Genomic DNA, 20,863 nt, shown 5'->3' with positions numbered 1-20,863 from the left:
ATGTGATATTACACAGAACACTTTCCAGCGCAACAAAATTTATAGCTTTTAAGGAATATAATTTGATTATCAATAATATTGAAACTAAAATATTTCAAAATATACCTATCTCTACTGTCAAATTAAATCCTTTTATTGACTTGTTTACTCTATGATTATCTCTAAATTATTGAAAAATACCCTATATTGTAGAGAAATAGAGAGATTAATTAATAAATTATGTAAAAGTAGAGAGTTTTTATGAAAAATAATTGAAGTAGAATTCTCTATTTGTTTTGACTTAAAGTTCTCTATTTTTGAGGGATTTTCTTAATTTTATGTTGGAGATGGTAAGTGGTTTGTTGTGGTGGATTGGTGGACCTTACCGTACTTTTCGAACTTGCTCTCCATTCATTTATGTAAAATAGTTAAAAACACCTAAATTGTACACATTCTTGGTAACTTTACTCAACATAAAAATCCCTATGTGTTTGAGAATTTGAGAGAAAAAGTTGGTAAAGTGAGTCAATAAATGATTTTTCTTTGATACTTCCATTCACATTTGTGTTGCATTAAAAAACATTTAAGCTATCTTTACCGAAATTGGCATTACGCTATCTATCAAAAACTTAACAATGGGGTTCTATGTTCAACCAAATCTTTCAAGAAACCAGGATAAAGCGTTTTAGACGTTCTAACGACTATGATAACCGATATACCTGGCAAAATCTAGAAGATGAAACTGAAAAAGGAAATTATCAGTACTGGTTACAACAGCGTGATATTGCTGATATTGCAAGGACTTCATATCAGTATGACCAGGGATACGATAAGCAAGGTAGACAAACTCAAAGTGAAACCATATTTGAAATCTGTGATTTAAATACCTTAAATAATCAACTAGCACAATTTAAGGGTTACGTAGATAATGACGAGCAGAGGCCTCTAACTTTAATTATCAATTTGGGGGCAGGACATTGGGTTACATTAATTGTTCAAAATAAACTAGGTCATTACTACGCATATTATTCTGACTCATTAGGACATAAGATTCAGGAAAATGTTGAATCAGTCCTGAGGAACAAAATTAGTGCTAACGTTAACATATTTGATTTAAAAATCGAGCAACAGGTGGATGGTCATAATTGTGGAATATTCTCATTGTTAAATGCTAATAAGATTAATGAATTATTAAAAGATAATAAGCCTTTCTACGAGGTAGATAGTGCTATAAGAGGAATGGAAAGTTCTAGTGATTTTTTGGTGGGTATGCGTAGGTCTTTTTCAGAGGAATTAAAGAAAGATTCTGAAAGACTTAAAACTAATATAAGAGATTTTGCATTAGGTCATAATATAGATATTAGAGAAATAAGTGATAGTGATATTAATCAGCCAAGTCAATCAAACTTAAAAAATAGTCAAGAACTGGGTCAATTGTTCCGTAGGGCTGTTGAGAAAGATTACATAAGAATTGCTTCATTTGCTGTAAAGATTGGAGTCAGTAATGATGTCATTCAAAATCTTAGCGATGATGAAAAGGAAAATTTAAAAAAGCATATAGAGAAGCATGATCAACAATTTTTCCGAGATCATCAAGAAATCATAAATCTTCTGAAAGTTGAAGCAAGATCTGCATCAAGTAAACAACAATCAAGCAATACCTTAAGACAATACAAAAACAGAGAAAAACCTTTGGATCCACCTAAATCAGATCAACAACAGTCAGGAAGTAGAATTGAGAGATCTGATAGTCAATATGCTAATCAAGGAAGTAGTCAAACTGATAGTCATCAGTCTGGATCAACTCAACGGCCGGAAACCTCTAGTCAAGTTAGTCGCGCTGATACCGGTATAGAAGATAGAATAAGAAATAGAAAAATAAGTATTAGCAAAGGGTTATTAATTGCATCAGAAAGTGGTGATTATAAAAAAGTAGAGCAACTTATAACAGAACAAGCAGATATTAATTTTCAAGATCAAGAAAGAAAGACGGCTCTACATTATGCAGTCGAGGGTGGTAAGTTAGAAGTTGTTAAGTTGCTTCTAGATAACAAAGCAAAGATAAATATTGAAAGTAAGCTCAAGAAAACACCTTTACAGGTTGCTCTTTCTCTTCTTCCGGAAATAGTGCCAAATGAAGTTAATGATAATCTGGAAGTTGCTATATGTTTGTTGAATAGAATATCAGATATTAAGGAGTATCAACAATCCTTTGATAAGAAGGAAATACTAATACAATATGTAAACAAATTTGTTTATCAGAATGGTGTAGACTTAGATAAATTTTTGTTGCTTTCGCTTCTTTTACCTGAAGAGGAATTTAAGGACAAATATAGAAAACTTTATTCTAATCAAAGTAAACCTGTTGATGAGTCTGGAAAAGTTTATATAGAAAGAAAAGACGTTAATTATAAAAAAGTAACAAGTCTTTACCTCAATGTTCTCTCTGAAGTAAAAGGCTTAATAGAAAGGGGAGATGTAGATAGACTTAAAAACTTGAGTATTCTCATTGCTAGTATAACCAAAATAGAAAAAAAGACTCTTCTAGAAACTATCTTTAATAAAGAAGATAATCCTATCAAGGATACTAATTTGATCATCTTAGCTTGTAAGCACAATCAGCCTGAAATTCTTAAGTATCTACTTAGTATAGAAGGAAGTGATCTTCTAAAGAATTTATCTGATTATATTAATAAGCCCACGATAAACCCAACTGATACAGATGGGGAAAATCATAATGCGTTTTATTATGCTATCCGTTCAGGCAATGTTGAGCTTCTTGAAGTACTGATTAAGTGGCCAAATAATTTTTTCTATAGTTTACGCTCAACAAAATTAGGTGATTTTTTATCTAGAAGCTATAAAGAATTAAAATTAAGAAATGTAGAAATATCCGAAGTAATACAAATTTTTGTTGAAGATTTATTAATACGTGAGCGTTTTTTTAGTATTACAGCTAATACGGCGAATTTAATAGTTAGTAAAAATATTCAGGGTGTTCCTTCTGAAAAAGTTGATAACGCTTATCAACAAATAAACATTATTCTTACTGCTATAGATGATTTTAACAAGACAATAAGAAATGTGGATGAGATAGGTATAAATTCATCAAAGGTTTTATTTATTGCACGATTCATTGCTCAAAATATTCGTATATTAAAACGACAGTTAAAATCAACTTATGAAAAAATTCAATGGGAAGAAATTGAGTTTTATTTATCTCGCTTTGCTTCTCTTGATAGTATACAAAGAGAAAATCTTCAAGGTTATATGATTGAATTTGCTGATAAGCTTAAGAGCACTTTTGGTTATAGTAATAGCCTCAAGGATAATGACGTTAATAACATAAAGAATAATATAAAAAGTTATATTAACAAAGAAGAATACAGAAATCGTGTAAAAATTTCTGGCCTTGAATCTCTATACACTAATTATGAATTATTAAAAGATGCATATTCTTTAAATCGAATGCTTCAGTACATAGAATTAGCGCTGTCAGTGAATACAGAGGAAATATCAGGTCAATTGATTATTCAAAGGGCTTTGCAGGTAATTGGTGAATATATCAAGAATACTCCATCATCACCTCATTTATCAGAAAATACAGAAAGGACTTTGGTTTTAATGGGTGAAAGTATAATAAATGAAATAGCTCCATCTTTACGGGACAGGTTGTCTCATCCTGAGTGGATCAATATATTGATTGCAAAGAAATGTATTGAAAAAGAGGTAGACATTTTTACTAATGTCCAAAATGATTTAAGGAGAGTTCAAGCAATATTTATCCAGCTTCTTTATAATATTAAAATTGTGAGGATTAGAGATTGGTGCAAAAAAATTATTAGTAACAATAACCCTGAAAAAGCTAAAGAACTAGCCGATGAGTTTAGTGATTATATCAATCGTAAAGGATATGAATCAAAAGAAATTACAATGCGTAATACAGGTGGGTTAAAAAAAATCGAGGATTTAATTGAAAAAATACGTCAAATTACTGACTTAAAAACAGATAATGAAGATCAAACTATTGAACCTCTTTATACTCAAATCTTGACAATGGAGGAGGAGAATAAAAAACTTTTTACTGAGATTAGTAATATTATCGAGTCAAAAAAAAATAAGATACAAGAAATAGAGATCAACCATTATAAAGTTGTAGAGATTGTTGACAGTTTGATCCGTGAAGTTAGGGAAAGCTTGATCAGAAACGATAACAGTGATTTCAAAAAAAGAGCCCAAAAAACTCTTGAAGTAATAATGACAGGAAGAGAAAGAGGAACAATGGATGATGAGCTAAAAAAAATCAATGACTTGATTGATAAAATTTCTAAAAACAATAAAGGACATAACAAGTACAAGGAAATTGTAAGCTTAGCTTCTGAAATCAATTATATTATTAATTTAGAAAATTCCAAGATTAGAGGAATTAATGTATTTAAAGAAAAGTTGGATCCTCCAGAAGTTGATATTTCTAGTAAGGTAGAAGCTGAGCTAGATGATGTTATTGATATATTTAGAAGTGAAATAAAAAATGACAAAAAGTATCAAGAGCTAGTATCAAAATTAGAAAATCAAAAGCAAACTTATAGGACAAAATTAGAACTAATTGGTCACTTTGAAGACAAAATCAAGCTAACACAACAAGAATATAATAAGTTAGTTGCCAAATTAAATGAATCAGTAGACAAAAAGAAAAAACTATCTGGTTATTATGAATTAAAAAAAAGTTATGACAAAAGAAAAAATTTGATGAAAAAAGCACATGATCACTACGGGGATTTCTTAGATGGTAAAAAAGACTTTAATAAACTTCTTAAGTCACTTAAGTTACCTAATCACGAAAAATTATTGAAAAGTATTTTTGATGAAAAAAAAGGCTTACTTCAAGGTTGTACTAATGAATCACTGTTACACAATGTTCTTGATGATATTAAAGTTCTATTAACAAATGAAGAGTATGAGGAATTAATAAAAGAACTAGAAAAGAAAAAAGATGCTCATAAGGCACAACAAAAATTAATTGATTTTTTTGAAAATAATAGTGCGCTAGAAGAAGGAGAATATGGGCAATTAGTTGATAGATTAGATACAACATCTATAAACAAAAAAGAACTAAAGGAGCTCTATAGTCCTGTGAGCAAAGCTATTCATGAAGTGAAAACATTAACTGATAATTATGGAGCTTTTATCAAAGCTGTTACGAAAAAAGAAGTAAATATAGATGAGATTTTAAGTTCTTTTATCAAGTTTTCTAAAACACTTCAATTAGAATCTGACAGCCAAGAATTATTAAAGAAGATTTTTACAGAAAAAAAAATTAAAATTCTTGAAGATTATTTTAGTGATAGATTGAACTCTCTGAAAGAGAGATTGGAGAATGTGGGTTATGGTTCAAGGCATGAATTGATATCACACTATAAACAGGACAAAAAATTGCAAGCAGAAGTGGAAATCCTTTTGCTTAATTTAGGTAAAATATTTTCAAATATAGCTCAGTTTTCATCAAAGAATGTAGAAGAAAGTTTTCTATTCTTGGACGGACAATTTCCAATTCTAACAGGTATTTCATTACGTCATTATTTAGCGCATGGAGATGCTTTAATTGACTCATTATACTGTGATCCAATAATAGCAGTTATTTCTAATGCCATAATATTTGTTAAAGAAGGTGAATCAATAATTGCGCTCAATAAGCTTGTTAAAGATAGTGAAATGAAGAAATACCTTATCAACAAAGTTAGTAATAACCTAATAGATAAATTAAGTAAAGAAGGACTTCCTACTAACTTACAACAACATAAAGGATCTATAACTGCACTACAACAATCAGATCATTGGATAGATTATCTAACAAATATGTTAAATAATAGGCAAGGTAATATTCTTGTCGTTAAATCTGATGTGGCTGATAGTTATAATCAAAATTTAAAGTTGTTTGCTTATCAAGATGAATTGTTTGATGCTGTAAAACAAAGTGACAAGCAAGCGATTGAAAACTTCCTTAAAACTGGAGGGGATATTAATATTAGGAGTGGTAAGTCATGGACACTATTACATGTTGCTTCATATAAGGGCTATAATGAGATTGTTAAGATTTTATTAAACAATAGAGCTCAGATTGATGCTGTTAATAAAGATGGTCATACAGCATTACACTTAGCTGCATATTATGGACATCATCTTGTTGTTGAAACTTTATTAAAGAATGGAGCTCAAGCTAACTCTATTAATAGTAAGAAAGATACACCATTGCATTATACAGCGCTACGTAGTCATAAGATAGCTACTGAAATTTTATTAAAGCACGGGGCAGATGTTAATGCTAGGGACAATAATGATCGGACGCCGGTATATAATGCTGTGTTTAGTGGTAGCTTGAACATCATCAAACTTTTTGCAGAAGAAGATTTTAATGTTGATGTTTTTGATAAGGGTGGTTTATCTCTATTACATTGGGCAGCTTTATCATTATATAATGTTGAAACTATCAAATATTTACTTGAAAAAGGTGCAAAGATTGATGCTAAAGCTAAGAATAGCATAACTCCTCTACATCTTGCTGCTGGTTACAAAGGAGTTATTGCTAACGTCGAAGTTTTATTAAGCAATGGTGCAAAAATTAATATTAAAGATAATGATGAGTGGACTCCTCTACACTGTGCTGCTAGTAGAGGTCATGAGCAAATTGTTGAAGTTCTCTTAAAGAATAATAAAGATATTGTTAATGATAAAGATAAAATAGGATGTACACCATTACACTATGCAGCTCAAGGTGGGCATAATAGAGTTATTAAGATATTACTAGAAGGAGATGCAGAAGTTGATATTCAAAATGGCTATGGTTGGACACCTTTACACGTAGTTGCGTCATTTGGTGCCTTAGATGTTGTTACAACTCTTACTCAAGAAGGAAAGGCTAATATTAATATTCCTGATTATGATGGTAAAACTTCTTTACACTTCGCCGCTCAATATGGCAACGTAGGTATTATCGAGCTTCTTGTAGATAATGATGTAGTTAGTATGCCTGACAAGGGCGGTAATATACCGTTACACTATGCAGCGCAAAATGGTCACGCAGATGTTGTTATAGCTTTACTGAATTATATAGACAGAAAACTTCCTACTAAACTTGTAGAACTTGTTGATAATAAAAATGATCAAGGTGTTACACCATTACATTTTGCAGCAGAAGGTGGGTATAAAACTACTGCTGAAGCTTTATTAAGTAAAGGTGCCGATGCTAATATCGAAAGTGGTTATGGAAATACCCCTCTACACATAGCTGTTTTGAATGGAAACTTAGATATGGTAAAATATCTTGTGGATGAAAATGATGCCAAGGTTAATAGTAAAAATAATCTTGGTAGAACGCCATTAATTTGCGCCACTTATACTCAGCATTCTAAATTGGTTTCAGGTCTAGAAATAGTAGAGTATCTTCTGGGAAAAGATACAGGTTTATTAAATGTTCCTGATAAAGATGATAGAACTCCTCTACATTGGGCTGCTGAAGAAGGTAATACTAAGGTTGTAAGTATTTTGCTAAAAAAATTAGCAGATAATTTTCAAAGCATTGGTGTTAATACTCCTGACAAATATGGAAAAACTCCTATATATTTAGCAGCTTATTATGGTAACTTAGGTATTGTTAAACTGCTTATAGAAAACGATGCTGATATTAATATCGTAGTTAATGTTCCTGACAAGAATAATAGGACACCATTACATGCAGCTGCATACAACGGTTACAAGAATATAGCTGAAGTTTTATTAGAAAATAACGCTGATTTAAGTGTTCCTGATAAATATGGTATGACCCCTCTACACTTTGCTGCTTCTAATGGTAATTTAGGTGTTACTAAGCTTTTTGTGCGGAAAGGTGCTAATGTTAATGCTGAAACTAATGAAAGAGTTAGACCATTACACTATGCAGCTAAAGGTGGTTACGATAGGATTGTTGAGATTTTATTGCAAAATGGTGCTAGTGTTAATGCTGATTACGAAGGAGTTACACCATTACATGAAGCTGCATACAACGGTTACAAGAATACTGTTGAGATTTTATTGCAAAATGGTGCTAATGTTAATGCTGAAACTGGCAAAGGGGTTACACCATTACATCTAGCAGCCGAAAATGGTCACAAGGACGTTGTTGATTTATTATTAAGGCATTCCAAGATTGAAGTTAACGCTAAAACAGAAGAACAAGGTGCAACACCATTACATCTAGCAGCCGAAAATGGTCACAAGGATGTTGTTGATTTATTATTAAGGAATTCTAAGATTGAAGTTAACGCTAAAACAGAAGAACAAGGTGCAACACCATTACACCTTGCAGCTCGAGGTGGTCACGATAGGATTGTTGAGATTCTATTGCACAATGGTGCTAATGTTAATGCTGAAACTGGCAAAGGGGTTACACCATTACACCTTGCAGCTCTAGGTGGTCACAATAGGATTGTTGAGATTCTATTGCACAATCGTGCTGCTAATGTTAATGCTGCCGATAAACTTGGCAGAACATCACTAAACTTAGCTGCTGATAGGGGTAATGTAGAAGTTGTTAATGTTTTGTTGAATAATAAGGCTAATGTTGATATTGGAACTAAAAAAGGAGTTACACCATTACACTCTGCAGCTCTAGGTGGTCACGATAGGATTGTTGAGATTCTATTGCACAATGGTGCTAATATTAATGCTGCTGACAGTGAGGGGAGTACACCACTACACTACGCAGCTACAATCGGCCATAAAAATGTGGTTGAAGTTTTATTAGATAATGAAGCAGAAGTTAATCTTCATAATAATCATAATATGACACCGTTACACTTAGCTGCTAGTAGAAGTTATATGGAAATTGTTGAGTTACTGTTAAAAAAGGTTAGCCTGGATCCTCTAAAATGGGCTGCTACGTATGGTTACTTGAACGTAGTTAAATATCTGATAGATGAAAAGAGTGTTAATGTTGAAACTAAAGATAATTATGGCAGGACTTCTCTGCACTGGGCTGCTCAAAATGGTCACAAGGAAATTGTTGATACCTTATTAAATAAAGGTGCTAATGTTAATGCTGCTGACAGTGAGAAGACTACACCATTACACGTAGCATCATACGTTGGTCACAAGGAAGTTGTTGAGGTTTTATTGAATAATGGTGCAATTTATAATGCTAAAACTCAGTCTCAACATACACCATTGCAGCTCACCAAAGATAGTAATATTAAATCTCTACTTGAATTAGTAGGAAATCTTTTTCAAGCTGTGGAACAAGAGAACAAGCAAGAAGTTGATAGAATAATCAAAGAGGAAAAGGTAACTGTTAATGCTAAAGATAGTGCTGGTATGACTCCTCTACATTGGGCTATTCATAAAAACTATAAAAATATTGTAACAATCCTTTTATATTCTGGAGTCAATGTTTTTCAGGTTACTAGTGACAGAGATAATAAACAAAATACGTCGCTACACATTGCTTCTTCTAAAGGCCATAAAGAACTTGTTGAGCTTTTATTAAAGCATATACAAGAAAAACATAGTGATAGATTAGCAGATTTTATTAATGCTGGCACTAATGAAAAAAATACTGCTCTTCACATTGTAGTTAAAAAGGGAAACTTTGAAATTGTAAAACTACTTCTAGATTATGGAGCAGACCCTAATGCTAAGAACAGTCAAAATCAAACACCTTTGCTCTTGGCAATCGAAAAGTGTAATGAAGGAGTTGTTAAGACTTTGTTGGACAATAAAAAGATTCAAGTTAATTCTGATTATCTCAACTTAGCCAACACCAAATTAAATAGTAGCACAGAACAAGCAGGTAGATATGCTTATGAGAAAATTAAACAGATGCTTGAACAAAAACTCCAAGAATCTTGGGAGGAGTATATAAGAGAAAGGCAAATAATTGAAGCTTCAGAATGTCTACCAAATGGAAGACGTAGAAGAGAAATCGGTAAGTGTGAACTATCATGGAACACCGACATAGAAAAGATTCGCGAGGGAAAAGAAAATATAAGGAGTTTAAGTAATCTTAAGATTAATAGCGACAAGTTTATCGATTATATCAAGTCAATATCAGAAAATAAACATACTCAATTAATACAGCTAGCAGGTCAAGTTCCAGTTACAGGAAAATCTGAAGGTTTAGTTAACAAGCTGATCAACAATCAAAAATTCATAAACCATTTGGGTAAAGTTGGGATGATTTCTGGTATTACTATGCAAGGCATGATGGCTAAAAATGTTTTAGCTGATGCTGTTAATGACAATTATCAAGGTCTAGCTATCAATTTAGGGTTTATTGCTCTTCCATTTGGTGTTAAAGCTGGAGAAAATGCTGCTCTTAAAGGGTTACACTCTGCTTCAGAGATTGCTTATGCTCGAGGATTTAAACTAGCTCCACTTGTAGAGTCATCTCTTGCTCAGGCTTTCAAAGTATCATCTTCTTTCCTTGCTCGTAGTACATCAGCTTTTATTGCCTATGATTTAGTAAAAGAACTTAGAAACGGTACAGTAGTTGGTGTTGTAGGAGATAGCGTCTATTTAGGAGGTGATGCTGCAGAACTTGGTATAGAAGTTGCTGAAGGATTTGGAGTATTAGAGGGAGTTTCATCAGTTACAGGTCCTATAGGTGCTACAATTGGTGCTGTTGTGTTTGTTGGTACTGATGTTTATCAAGCTGTAAAAAAAGTAGAAAATATTGATAGACTAGTACATCTAACAGCAGAAGAAAGATTTCTTGAAGGCATACGTGCGTTTATAGGCATAGGAACAGAAAAGCACATAGAAGAATTAATTGAAGAAAAACAGTTATATAATCAACTTGTTAGACAAGCTCTTGAGTATCTTAAACAGCACAATGATATTCAAAGATATGTTTTTCCTACTGGTAAATTAGTTCAAGATACTTGTAGTATGGTTCAATACAAAGAACAATGTCCTTCTCTTGATATACACTCTGATCTAATGGTTATGCCAGGTGAACCCACTGGGCTTGGAATAAGAAACGCTTGCCACAAGGATAAAAATGGTAATCTCTTCATTCTAAAAGAAAGAGAGGAATGCATAACTAAATTTAAACCAGACTCAAATAACATGGTGATTCTAGATGAACAGAAGCCTGGTATTAAGTGGAGTGAGATAAGACCTGATAATTCACCTGAAGGAAATCTCTTCTGTATAACGCAAGGTCATGGCGATTTAGCACCAGGGTTAGCTTACAGCTGTAACAATGCAATTGGTGTTGAGTATTCTAGCAATAGAACAAATAATTACACTTTCATTGACTTAGGAGATGGTACTGACCTTGGAATAGGATTTAATAACAATAGTAATATATTTCTCATAGGTAATGGATACAAGACTATTCATGGAGGAGAAAAAGATGATACTTTTATTTTACAAGGTGATAGCTTTGAAGGTCAAATCTTTGGTAGAAATGGAGCAAATACTTTAGACCTAAGTAAATTTTCACCGCAAAGTAAATCTTTATCCTTAAACTTTCGTGGTTCTCATTTACCTCTTTCAAATTTACCTCTTTCAAAAGGTCTGATCGATCAAATAAGCAAAGTAATAACAAGAGAAAATAAAGAGGACATTATCTCGTGTGACGTTAGTCTAAAATATATCGATGGTCGTGGTGGAAAAAATGAGAAAGAACAGGATATTATAACTGTTAATAGCGGAGATTACTTAAGTGGAAAATTTATTCCTAAAGTGCAAATAATGTTAAGGGATTACACTGTAGTAAATAATCGTGCGTCAAAGGGAAATTTTAGTTACTTTGTTGATCAGAAGAAAGGAAAAGCATCTGTAGATATCTTAAGCACAAGTAAAAATGAGTTTATATTTAATAATACTCTCGAAGACATTAAAGCTATAAATTTCAATAGTAATGATGTAAGAACTGTAAAGTTTGTTTTTTCACCACATAACACTGAAACGCTTATTTCTTATAGAGTACAGAATATCTCATTTACATTAAAAGATGGTATAGTAATTAGTGTGAGTAAAGAAGGTAACCTATATGCATTACAAAATAGCAACAAATCAGTTGATGAAATAATCAATAGTTACTCTAGAGTAGCGAATAATTTAAAAATGTCTATCTTTGTACACTCATTACTAAACAACGAATCTATCGTAGTTGGGCATGGAAAACATGATGTTATAGAGAATAATCCTGAGTACAAGAGTCATCTAATAGGTAATGGTGGTGAGAATATATTTGTAGTTACATCTGATAAGCTGCCTATACCAGAAATAGTACTTTATGATGTTGATCAAGAAAACAAAATAGACACTCTAGATTTACGTAAAATAAGAAAACAAGTAGAAAGTGATTTAAATGTAAAAGTTAAAACAAGAATTATAACAAGTGACAAAGATTTAATAATACAGCTGTTTTATGAAAAGGATAACGAGGTCTCAGAAAGTAATATAGTACAAGTAAGATTAAAGAATGGTCTATTAACAAATTGGTATGACAGATTACATGTAATTATGAATCACGTACCAATGAAAATAGAGGAGTTTGAGTTAAGACCACTACCTTTAGTATTCGATAACAACGAGGAAATCATTAGAATAGCAGTAGAAGATGTAGGTAAGAATAATAAGATTATTATATCACAGAAAATTGAAGATTATACTTTCAGTAAATTAGGAAACGATCTAATAATGACCTTTAATCACAATGCAAGTTTGATACTCAGTGAATTTTATAAAAACAAAGAAATGGAAACACTAACTATTAGATTTGCAAATAAAGAAGTAACAATAAAGGATGAGTTAAATAATGTAAGAAGTTTTGATGATTTAAAAGAAGAATACAAAAACAGCACTGCTAATATTATTAATAGTTTCAATACTACTGAAGCAATAGCAGGTTTCAATTCCACTGAGGCAAGTGAGACAAGAGTAGAACCATTAAAAAGGAATAGAAGAGCTGTACAAGGTAATGTAAAGAGTTCAGCTAGTAGCCCAACTTCATTTGTAAATACCATAGTGAATGCTTTTACTAACGTTATAATAGGTACTGTACAAGGTATTATTTCAGCTAGAACTTCTGCATCAGGGTATTCAACTCAATGTCATATAGATGATAAGCCTAGTAATTATAAAAGCTCTTTTAATGGATATAAACCTGAGAGTTCAATATCACAAGTTAATGTACAAACGGATATAAATAGTACAATACTATTACTTGACTTACTGATTAGAAGGGTTACAGGTCAAAAATATAATTCTACAGCAGAGCAGTCTATATCTCCACCAGAAGCACAGGGCTATGCACTCAATATTACAAATAGATTTGAGAAAGTGCTAAATAAAACTGCTATTAAGTCAGGAATATCACTGACAAACCTAAACTTAGATCCTGTGGCAGTGCAATCAGCTATAGTTAGAAGAATAATAAATGGAAGACTTTCTGAAATAGCAAAAACCCTATATTCATTTGCAAAAGAAGCATGTCCAGAATTCAAACAAACTGATAAGTTTCTAGTTCACTTAAGAAGTCAATTAGAAGGGGAAAAAGTGCTACAACAGAAAGTAGAAAAGCCTTACAAAGACTTGAGTCAGGAAGTTTCAAGTAAAGTAGAGTTATCTAAAAAGCCTGATACATTCTTAAATGGAACATCAGTAGTTAAAGGAATAAGCAGAGGGATAAATTGAGGGAGCTATGAGGTCTTTTCTGCCTGTAACTGTTTGATCTCATCGAAAGAAAGACCTGTAGTTTGCGATACAACGTCAATAGAGATGCCAGCTTTAAGTAAATTTTTTGCAACTTCAATTTTACCTTCAATTTTACCTTTTTCTTCGCCGATTAGGATACCTTCTTGTCTACCTTCTTGTCTACCTTCATGTTTAGCATCATCAAGTTTTTGAGCAAGGACAGCCTGTTCATCACGAATACGCTTGATCTCTTGTTCATAGGCAATAAATTCTTTTTCTGACCAGTTGAACCTATTGAGTTCTTCATATGCTCTTTTAATTATTAGATCACTTCCTATTATTCTTTCTAACTCTTCTTCACTAGTTTCATCTGCATATCTAAAAAAGTAGACCCATTTTTCAACTATACTTGAAAGCTGATCTTCTTTGGTTTTTGGAAATTTAGGCAGCTCAATAAATACAAAATAAAAATCTTTTAGATCATGTTCATTAGTATCTTCATCCCGAATGGTGTGTTTTGATTTATACTCAGCCTTATCCGGAAATAGTATACAATCTGCTATAGCAATAAAGATAATTTCCTTAAGGTCATGGTATTGATCACCTTTATCCGCTTGTCTTGAGTAAGCTTTAGCTGCGTAGTATTGGGCACGTTTTTCAAAGCCTTTGGTTTTAGCGACCTGCATCTCAATTATCCATTGCACTCCTGTAGAATCTCTACATAGCACATCAACAATACTTTGCTTTTTAGATGCAATATCAGGATCTTGAATAGTACTTAAAAACTCTATATCCTGTATTGCATTTTTGCCAGTAAAGCTCAAAATATCATTTAGAAAGTGAATGAGGATATCTTTATTCTTTTCAGTACCAAAGATACGCCGAAACGCAACATCATTTTTTGGATCGAGAAACTTAGAAAGAGCCATGAGAAAGTAAGATAAAAAGCATTAATAATTATACGCAATTCTGAAGAAATATTCAACAATTAAACGTAATGTTAACCCGTATAATATTTATGACAAACATCTCGATAAGGTATCAGATAGAACACAAAGTAAGAAGCTGGAGGTTAAAGAGAAAATATACTCTGAAAGATTTAGCAGGCAAAGTAAACATAAACTATCATACGCTGCTAAGATATGAGCAAGGAGCATGTGGCATTCCAATTGGGAAGTTAAAAATATTAGCAGATGCATTATCAGTTCCTATTAGAAATCTATTTCCCAAACGAAAGGTGCTAAGAGAAAATAGCTGTTTTGATAAAGCTAAGGAACAAGCAATGTATAATCTAATGCAAAGATACATACAAATAGGAGAGCGAGAACTACGCAAGGTGGTTTATGCTTTGACCCAATCTATTCAAGCTGAAAAGGAAAGTAATATCAAAGCAGCAAGAATAAGAATTGCAAAGAATCTAGTTAAGGCAGAGTTTGATAATGACATTATCTATCGAGCAACGGGCTTATCAACTGAAGAATATGCTGATAAAGATAGTATCGGCTGTACAAGTCAAAATGGAGGACAAGAGATCAAGAAGTGGAGAATAATCAGAGGCTATACACAAGAAGAATTAGCAAAAAAGCTAGATGTAGGTCCCTCACAGATACATCATTATGAGCAAGGTAGTGTTACTCTTTTAAGTGAAAGGTTGTGGGAGATAGCAAGAGAATTATCAGTGAATGCTGAAGATCTGATAAAGGAAGAAGATAATTATGAAGATGGTGAAGCAGAAAATGATTTATTAAGTTGGGCGAGGGAATATAGAAAAATTGACAATCAAGAATCACGAGATGAGCTAAATATATGGGCAGAATTTTTCTTGCAAAGAAAGCAAATTTACAAAGAAAAGATTTACAAAATAGAGGAAATGAAAGTTGCAAATAATTTACTTCAGTTAGGTTTTTCTACTGATGTTATTTCTAAAATAATTGATTAACAACAACCTTTTTACATAACTTGAAAACAAATATATATTAATATCTTTACCTATCCATGAAAAAATAAGTAAAAAAGATTGAAAAATTGATTTGACTTCACTCAAAAGCTATGGCTCTATGCCAATGCTGATAAAAAACAGCAGTAAATAATTAAAAATAATTTGTTATTAACGAGGAGTATATTTTATGAATAATAGTGAAAAACTTACAGAAGAAATAGAAAGAGTACTACAAAGCGGAGGAGGAGGTGCTCTATTTGATCGTGAGATAGTGTCAGTGCTTCTAGGAGCAGTTCACGACAGAAAGCAAGCACAAGATGTTACTAAAACTCTAATGGATAATTGTCCAGGAATAGGAGAAATTTTGGGACGAGAAATCGATGATCTGAAAATGATAGAAGGAATGACCGAACATGCAGCTGCAGCAATTGAATGTGTTAAAGAAGCTTATAAAAGAGCACTCAGAGAAGGATTAAAGAGAGGCCCAGTAATGGATAGCCAAGAAAAGCTGATAGAGTATGTAAGGGTAAACATAGGCTTTTCAGCAAAAGAAGCTGTCCAGATAATATACTTGGATAAACAGAACCGTTTGATAAGAGATGAAGTGTATTTTGGTACAATAGATGAAGTACACCTATCTGAAAGGAAAGTGGTAAAAAAGGCGTTATCAATGGAAGCAGCGTCAATAATATTAGCTCATAACCATCCAGGAGGGAGTTTAGAACCATCAGAAGATGATAAAGTAATGACTAGAGAATTAGTGTCAGCATGTCAAGGAGTGGGAATTGAGTTAGAGGATCACATTATTATGACAGACAAAGGATATTGCAGCTTTAAGGAAAGAGAGTTGTTATAAATCAAATTTCAATTGCTTGAGAAGTTTGGCTACCACACAGTAGCAAGAAAACTAAGTCAAGAATCTGGAGAGAGATATTGGAGAATTACAAAATATAAAAGATCTTTGTATAGTTTGTATATTAAGTTGTAGTTAAAGAATAAAAGTCCTGATAAAGCTATTATTTTATTAGAAATAGTTGCAAAATATACAAGATCTTTTTATAATTTGCGTATTAAGTTAATTATAAAGCAATAAATTGCTCTTTAGACTTGAATAACATGCTTAATAGGAGGCTATATGACTACTAAAAAAACAGTATCATTTGATGATACAGATGGAAATACTTATGAGTTAATCATTGATTCTAAAAAGTTACCAAAAGGACTATATAGTGCTATTAGGCGTACTGGAAAGAAAACTCAAGAGTCTGTATTTATAGACAAGACTGATCCGAAAATATTTGATGATAAAAGCAGGTTTGAGAAGCCTGAAGGTGTGCCTTCCCCTAGCGATGTTTCTGAAAAATCAATCAATCTTGGAGAAGGACGTGAGGTTTATAACAAAAAATCTTCAAATCGTCAAAATCCGTTTATTCCATCTTTAAGTAAGATAGAGCCAAGTGCAAGTGAAAATGCAGAATTGAGGTGGTTTAAAAGTAGAGTAGTAAAGGCAAAAAGCGTAGACGAACTGAACAAAACTATAGATCAAGCACTAAGTACTGGAATAAGGATAAATGCGTATAGCGAAGGACAGAAGAGTTTTGCTGATACAGTAATATCGAAAGTATCTTCGATCAAATGAAAAGAAAACGAGAAGGAAGACGTAATATGTGAATTGATGCTAAATGGAGCAATATTCAGTTACGATCTATTGTAGGATAAGGGAATAAGTAAAATGCATAACAAACTCTATCAAGAGATTCGTCCACAGATAGATGAGTGGCTTAAAGAATTGAGAGAAATCGGTGAAAGTGCTATTGAAAATGAAGGAATCATAGAAGATGTGGAAATAGACAATCAGACGTTTTTTATGAAATTTTCTGAAAATAGCAAGGTAGATGTTGCAAGAGTATTGGAAGGTACAAAAAATTTAGGGTTAACCACAGGAGAGGTAAAATTAGGAGGTGATGTTATAGAAATAGGAAATAGTAAGGTTGAGGTTAGAAGTGAAAAAGAAGGTGAGAGGAATTACATTGATGTGTCTGATAATAGTGCTTTTGAAATAACATTTTCTACAAGTATTGGTAGCCTAAAAATTGTAGTCTATCATAATGCAGAAAATGACCATCAAGTAGAGATCAGAGTAGAAAACAAGGAAATGTGGTCTGAACTGCAAAAAAGAGGGGAAACTATAGGGAAAGGATGTTTTTTTGGGGAATGGCAGTTGCAGAAGCAGTAGAAAAAGGAAGTTTCCCTAGGAGTGGTAAGTGGAGTAAAGAAAAGGCAAAAGAAGAAATAAGGGCGATTAGTAATAATGAAACATTATCATGGGTTAATAGGATATATGAAGGTAGTAAAGAGACCTCTCGGAAACTTTAAACGAAGGGAGGTTTTCTTCCCTTCTTTAACCAAAATCATAAAATTACAAAATCTTTATAAGCTAAACTTAGGTTGTAGCAAAATAACAGATGTTTATTTCGGTAAAATTGTTACGATATGGTAAATATCTCTATAAGATACAAAATAGCACAAAAAGTAAGAAGCTGGAGGCTAAAACAAAAGTATAACCTAAAAGATTTAGTAGATAAAACCGGCATAAAATATCATACATTGCTAAGATATGAGCAAGGGACATGTGGCATTCCAACTAAAAAATTAAAAGTAATAGCGGAAGCATTATCAGTTCATGTTGGCAGCTTATTTCCTAGACAAAAAGTACTGAGAGAAAATTGTTCTTTTAACAAAGAATGGATGTACAACTTCATAGAAAAAATAAAGGGACAAGAGTCATGCAAGTTGATTCGCGACTTAACTGGGTTTATTCAAGCTGAAGAGGAAAATAATGTAAAAGCTGCAAGGGTAAGCATGGCCAAGAACTTAGCGAAAGTAGGGTTTGATACTGATATTATCTATCGGGCAACTGGTTTATCAACTGATGAATATGATGAGGAAAAAGGCTCTGAGCATTCAAACGAAGGACAAGAGATAAAAAAATGGAGAATAATAAGGGGGTATACTCAAGAGGATTTAGCAAGAGAGCTAGATATAGGACCCTCACAGATACATCACTACGAGCAAGGGAATGTTACTATTTTAAGTGAAAGATTATGGGAAATAGCAGAAAAGTTATCAGTGAATGCTGAAGATCTGATGAAGAAATATGAAGAAGATAATTATAAAGCAGAAAACGAGCTATTAAGTTGGGTGAGAGAGTCTAAAAAGATTGACAATCAAGAATCACGAGATGAACTGGACATATGGGTAGAATTTTTATCGCAAAGAAAGCAAGTTTATAAAGAAAAGATTTACAAAGCAGAGGCAATAAAAGTTGCGAATAATTTACGTATGTTGGACGTTTCTATTGATGCTATTTCTAAAATAACAGATTTATCTATTGAGGAGCTTGAAAATTATGCTTTCAAAATTTAACCTGGATTAAAAACCTCAGTAGTTTACTGACTCATAAATAATATATTAAAATATTAGAGAGAATAGTTATATATTTAATATTTCTATACAGAATTTCTCTATCACTTTCTGATTATCCTCTATCATTGCATTTACCTCCTCCTGCAGAAATTTGATATTTTTTGATGTAATGTTATCCATGTCAGCCGATGCTAGCTTCAATTGCGATTGTATTCTTACGTATCTATTGCCTATTACTTGATTCATCTGATAATTTACGCAGTCCAATCCAGAGGCAAACATCACATTTAACAAAGGTTTTATCCAGCTTATTTTTCCAAATCTCTTTGAATTGGCATACTCTATGCTTCTGTCTGTTCTTCCAGTACCTATCGATAACAGTAGAATATCATCATTTGGAAATAACCTCTTACCACTTGCATATGCACAAGCCGCTGGATTATTGGCAAATACCCCGCCATCCACTAATACTCTGTCTATCTGATCAATTTTTAGATGTTTTGGTATGAAATAAGTAGATGCAGCCGTTGCAGCTCTGAGTGCATCTTTTAGCCTGATAAAATTTCTGTCTTCTCTTCAGCTCTTAAAAAAGAAAGGATAGTTGTTGTTAATATCATAACTTATATCTTGTAAAAAGCATCTAGTGTTTTAAGCTTAAGCATTAGGTGGAGAAGGGAAGAACTCTGAATCGTAACTTATTATCAGTACCTTACTTAATGTATTTTTTAGAATATCCTCTCCAAAATATTTATCCAGTACAAATTCAATATTTTTATGTGGGTATTGTGCGCAATTAAGCCAAGAAAATATTGATCTTCTCAAAAATGAAGATTTAAAAATATATGACCCGTATTCTTGGTAAAGCTCGACTAAATCACTAGCTGAATATTGAGGGTTTCCTTGTTTATCTTTTTTACATAACCCTGCTATAACAATTCCACCGGTTGAGGTTCCTGCCACTAAATCAAAGATTTCAGCTACCCTCTTTCTTGTTCTTTTTTCTATTTCTGCTAGTATAATAGCTGGTATGATGCCTCTTATACCTCCGCCGTCAACTGAAAGGATGTATTTTGCCATGGTTAGGTATTTATTGATTTTATTAACTTGTTCGCTTTTATCGGGATGTGTTTCCTGCCCAAAAGCCACAGTCTGCTTCACGCCTGGAGAAAATTGCACCAACCTAATAATTGATTCCGTGGGTCATGCTAAAAAATCCGTGTTGGTTCAGGCATACCAATTTACCTCAAAGCCTATTGCTGAATCCTTAGTTCAAGCTAAAAAGCGTGGAGTTGATATTAAGGTTATTCTAGATGAATCACAAACTAGTTCAAAACATAGTGTAATTAACGAATTATTTGAGCACAAAATCCCGATATGGATTGACTTTAAACCCGCTATTGCTCATAGTAAGGTAATTATTATTGATGAGCAAAAAATCATAACCGGATCATTTAACTTTTCAGATGCCGCTCAGCAAAGAAATGCTGAAAACCTACTGATCATAACAGGAGATTCTCCACTAGTTGAACAATACGTCAAAAATTGGAAAAATCGCCAATCGCAGTCTAAGCATTATACACCAGACTTTAAGTTATCTTTGAATTCATCTAATTCCTCAGAAAGATTTTTCACCCTTTCCTCAAGTACTAACACTTTTTCCATTAAACCATATTCAATAAGTTTATCGTGAAATTGTACCCTTGAGTCTAACTTGGATAACCACCATATAAATGCTACTGTTTGTATTAATAACGTGATAATTACTGTAATTGGGATTTTTTGATTTTGCATGTTTCTCCTAACTGTGTAATCCTTCAACTACTTCTTGTTTCCGGTTACGAA

Annotated in this window: 9 protein-coding genes and 2 pseudogenes; 8 read left to right on the top strand and 3 right to left on the bottom strand. The window is 32.6% G+C overall.

Annotation, left to right across the window (positions count from 1 at the left end; genetic code table 11):
* The first annotated feature begins 624 nt into the window (after nucleotides 1-624).
* Entirely contained in the window at nucleotides 625-13,656 is a 13,032-nt protein-coding gene (locus tag O1Q06_RS04870; protein WP_410542263.1) for an ankyrin repeat domain-containing protein, read from the top strand.
* A 5-nt stretch (nucleotides 13,657-13,661) separates the two neighbouring features.
* Here O1Q06_RS04870 and O1Q06_RS04865 read toward each other — a convergent pair whose 3' ends face one another.
* Nucleotides 13,662-14,585, bottom strand: coding sequence for an Rpn family recombination-promoting nuclease/putative transposase (locus tag O1Q06_RS04865; protein ID WP_410542262.1), 924 nt, complete (start codon nucleotides 14,583-14,585; stop codon nucleotides 13,662-13,664).
* Nucleotides 14,586-14,674: 89 nt separating this feature from the next.
* On the opposite strand from O1Q06_RS04865, the gene O1Q06_RS04860 reads away from it, so the two are divergent.
* The 6 genes from O1Q06_RS04860 to O1Q06_RS04835 all read left to right on the top strand — a co-directional run bounded on the left by O1Q06_RS04860 (nucleotide 14,675) and on the right by O1Q06_RS04835 (nucleotide 19,021).
* Nucleotides 14,675-15,595: a helix-turn-helix domain-containing protein gene (locus O1Q06_RS04860; RefSeq protein WP_410542228.1), complete on the top strand. Its 921-nt coding sequence runs from the start codon at nucleotides 14,675-14,677 to the stop codon at nucleotides 15,593-15,595.
* 187 nt (nucleotides 15,596-15,782) lie between these two features.
* A complete protein-coding gene (locus O1Q06_RS04855; RefSeq protein WP_410542261.1) occupies nucleotides 15,783-16,451 on the top strand; it encodes a JAB domain-containing protein in 669 nt (222 codons plus the stop codon).
* A 279-nt stretch (nucleotides 16,452-16,730) separates the two neighbouring features.
* Nucleotides 16,731-17,234: a hypothetical protein gene (locus O1Q06_RS04850; RefSeq protein ID WP_410542260.1), complete on the top strand. Its 504-nt coding sequence runs from the start codon at nucleotides 16,731-16,733 to the stop codon at nucleotides 17,232-17,234.
* 93 nt (nucleotides 17,235-17,327) lie between these two features.
* Nucleotides 17,328-17,831, top strand: a complete 504-nt coding sequence (locus O1Q06_RS04845) for a hypothetical protein (RefSeq protein ID WP_410542259.1) — start codon at nucleotides 17,328-17,330, stop codon at nucleotides 17,829-17,831.
* On the top strand, nucleotides 17,810-17,971 hold the full coding sequence (locus tag O1Q06_RS04840; protein WP_410542258.1) for a hypothetical protein: 162 nt from the start codon (nucleotides 17,810-17,812) through the stop codon (nucleotides 17,969-17,971). Before O1Q06_RS04845 ends, O1Q06_RS04840 begins: the two co-directional genes overlap by 22 nt.
* 117 nt (nucleotides 17,972-18,088) lie before the next feature.
* Nucleotides 18,089-19,021: a helix-turn-helix domain-containing protein gene (locus O1Q06_RS04835; protein ID WP_410542257.1), complete on the top strand. Its 933-nt coding sequence runs from the start codon at nucleotides 18,089-18,091 to the stop codon at nucleotides 19,019-19,021.
* A gap of 66 nt (nucleotides 19,022-19,087) precedes the next feature.
* Here O1Q06_RS04835 and O1Q06_RS04830 read toward each other — a convergent pair.
* Nucleotides 19,088-20,098: pseudogene (locus O1Q06_RS04830) on the bottom strand (patatin-like phospholipase family protein).
* Between O1Q06_RS04830 and O1Q06_RS04825 the strand changes: the two are divergent.
* Nucleotides 20,097-20,603, top strand: a pseudogene (locus tag O1Q06_RS04825) (phospholipase D family protein); the annotation flags it as partial. The pseudogenes O1Q06_RS04830 and O1Q06_RS04825 sit on opposite strands and share 2 nt — an antisense overlap.
* Here the strand turns inward: O1Q06_RS04825 and O1Q06_RS04820 are convergent.
* Nucleotides 20,594-20,812: a hypothetical protein gene (locus O1Q06_RS04820; RefSeq protein WP_265016876.1), complete on the bottom strand. Its 219-nt coding sequence runs from the start codon at nucleotides 20,810-20,812 to the stop codon at nucleotides 20,594-20,596. The pseudogene O1Q06_RS04825 and the gene O1Q06_RS04820 sit on opposite strands and share 10 nt — an antisense overlap.
* Nucleotides 20,813-20,863 lie beyond the last annotated feature (51 nt).

Source organism: Wolbachia endosymbiont of Tetranychus urticae (assembly GCF_046529255.1).
In the GTDB taxonomy this organism is placed as follows: domain Bacteria; phylum Pseudomonadota; class Alphaproteobacteria; order Rickettsiales; family Anaplasmataceae; genus Wolbachia.
This window is presented reverse-complemented; position numbering and strand designations above follow the sequence as displayed.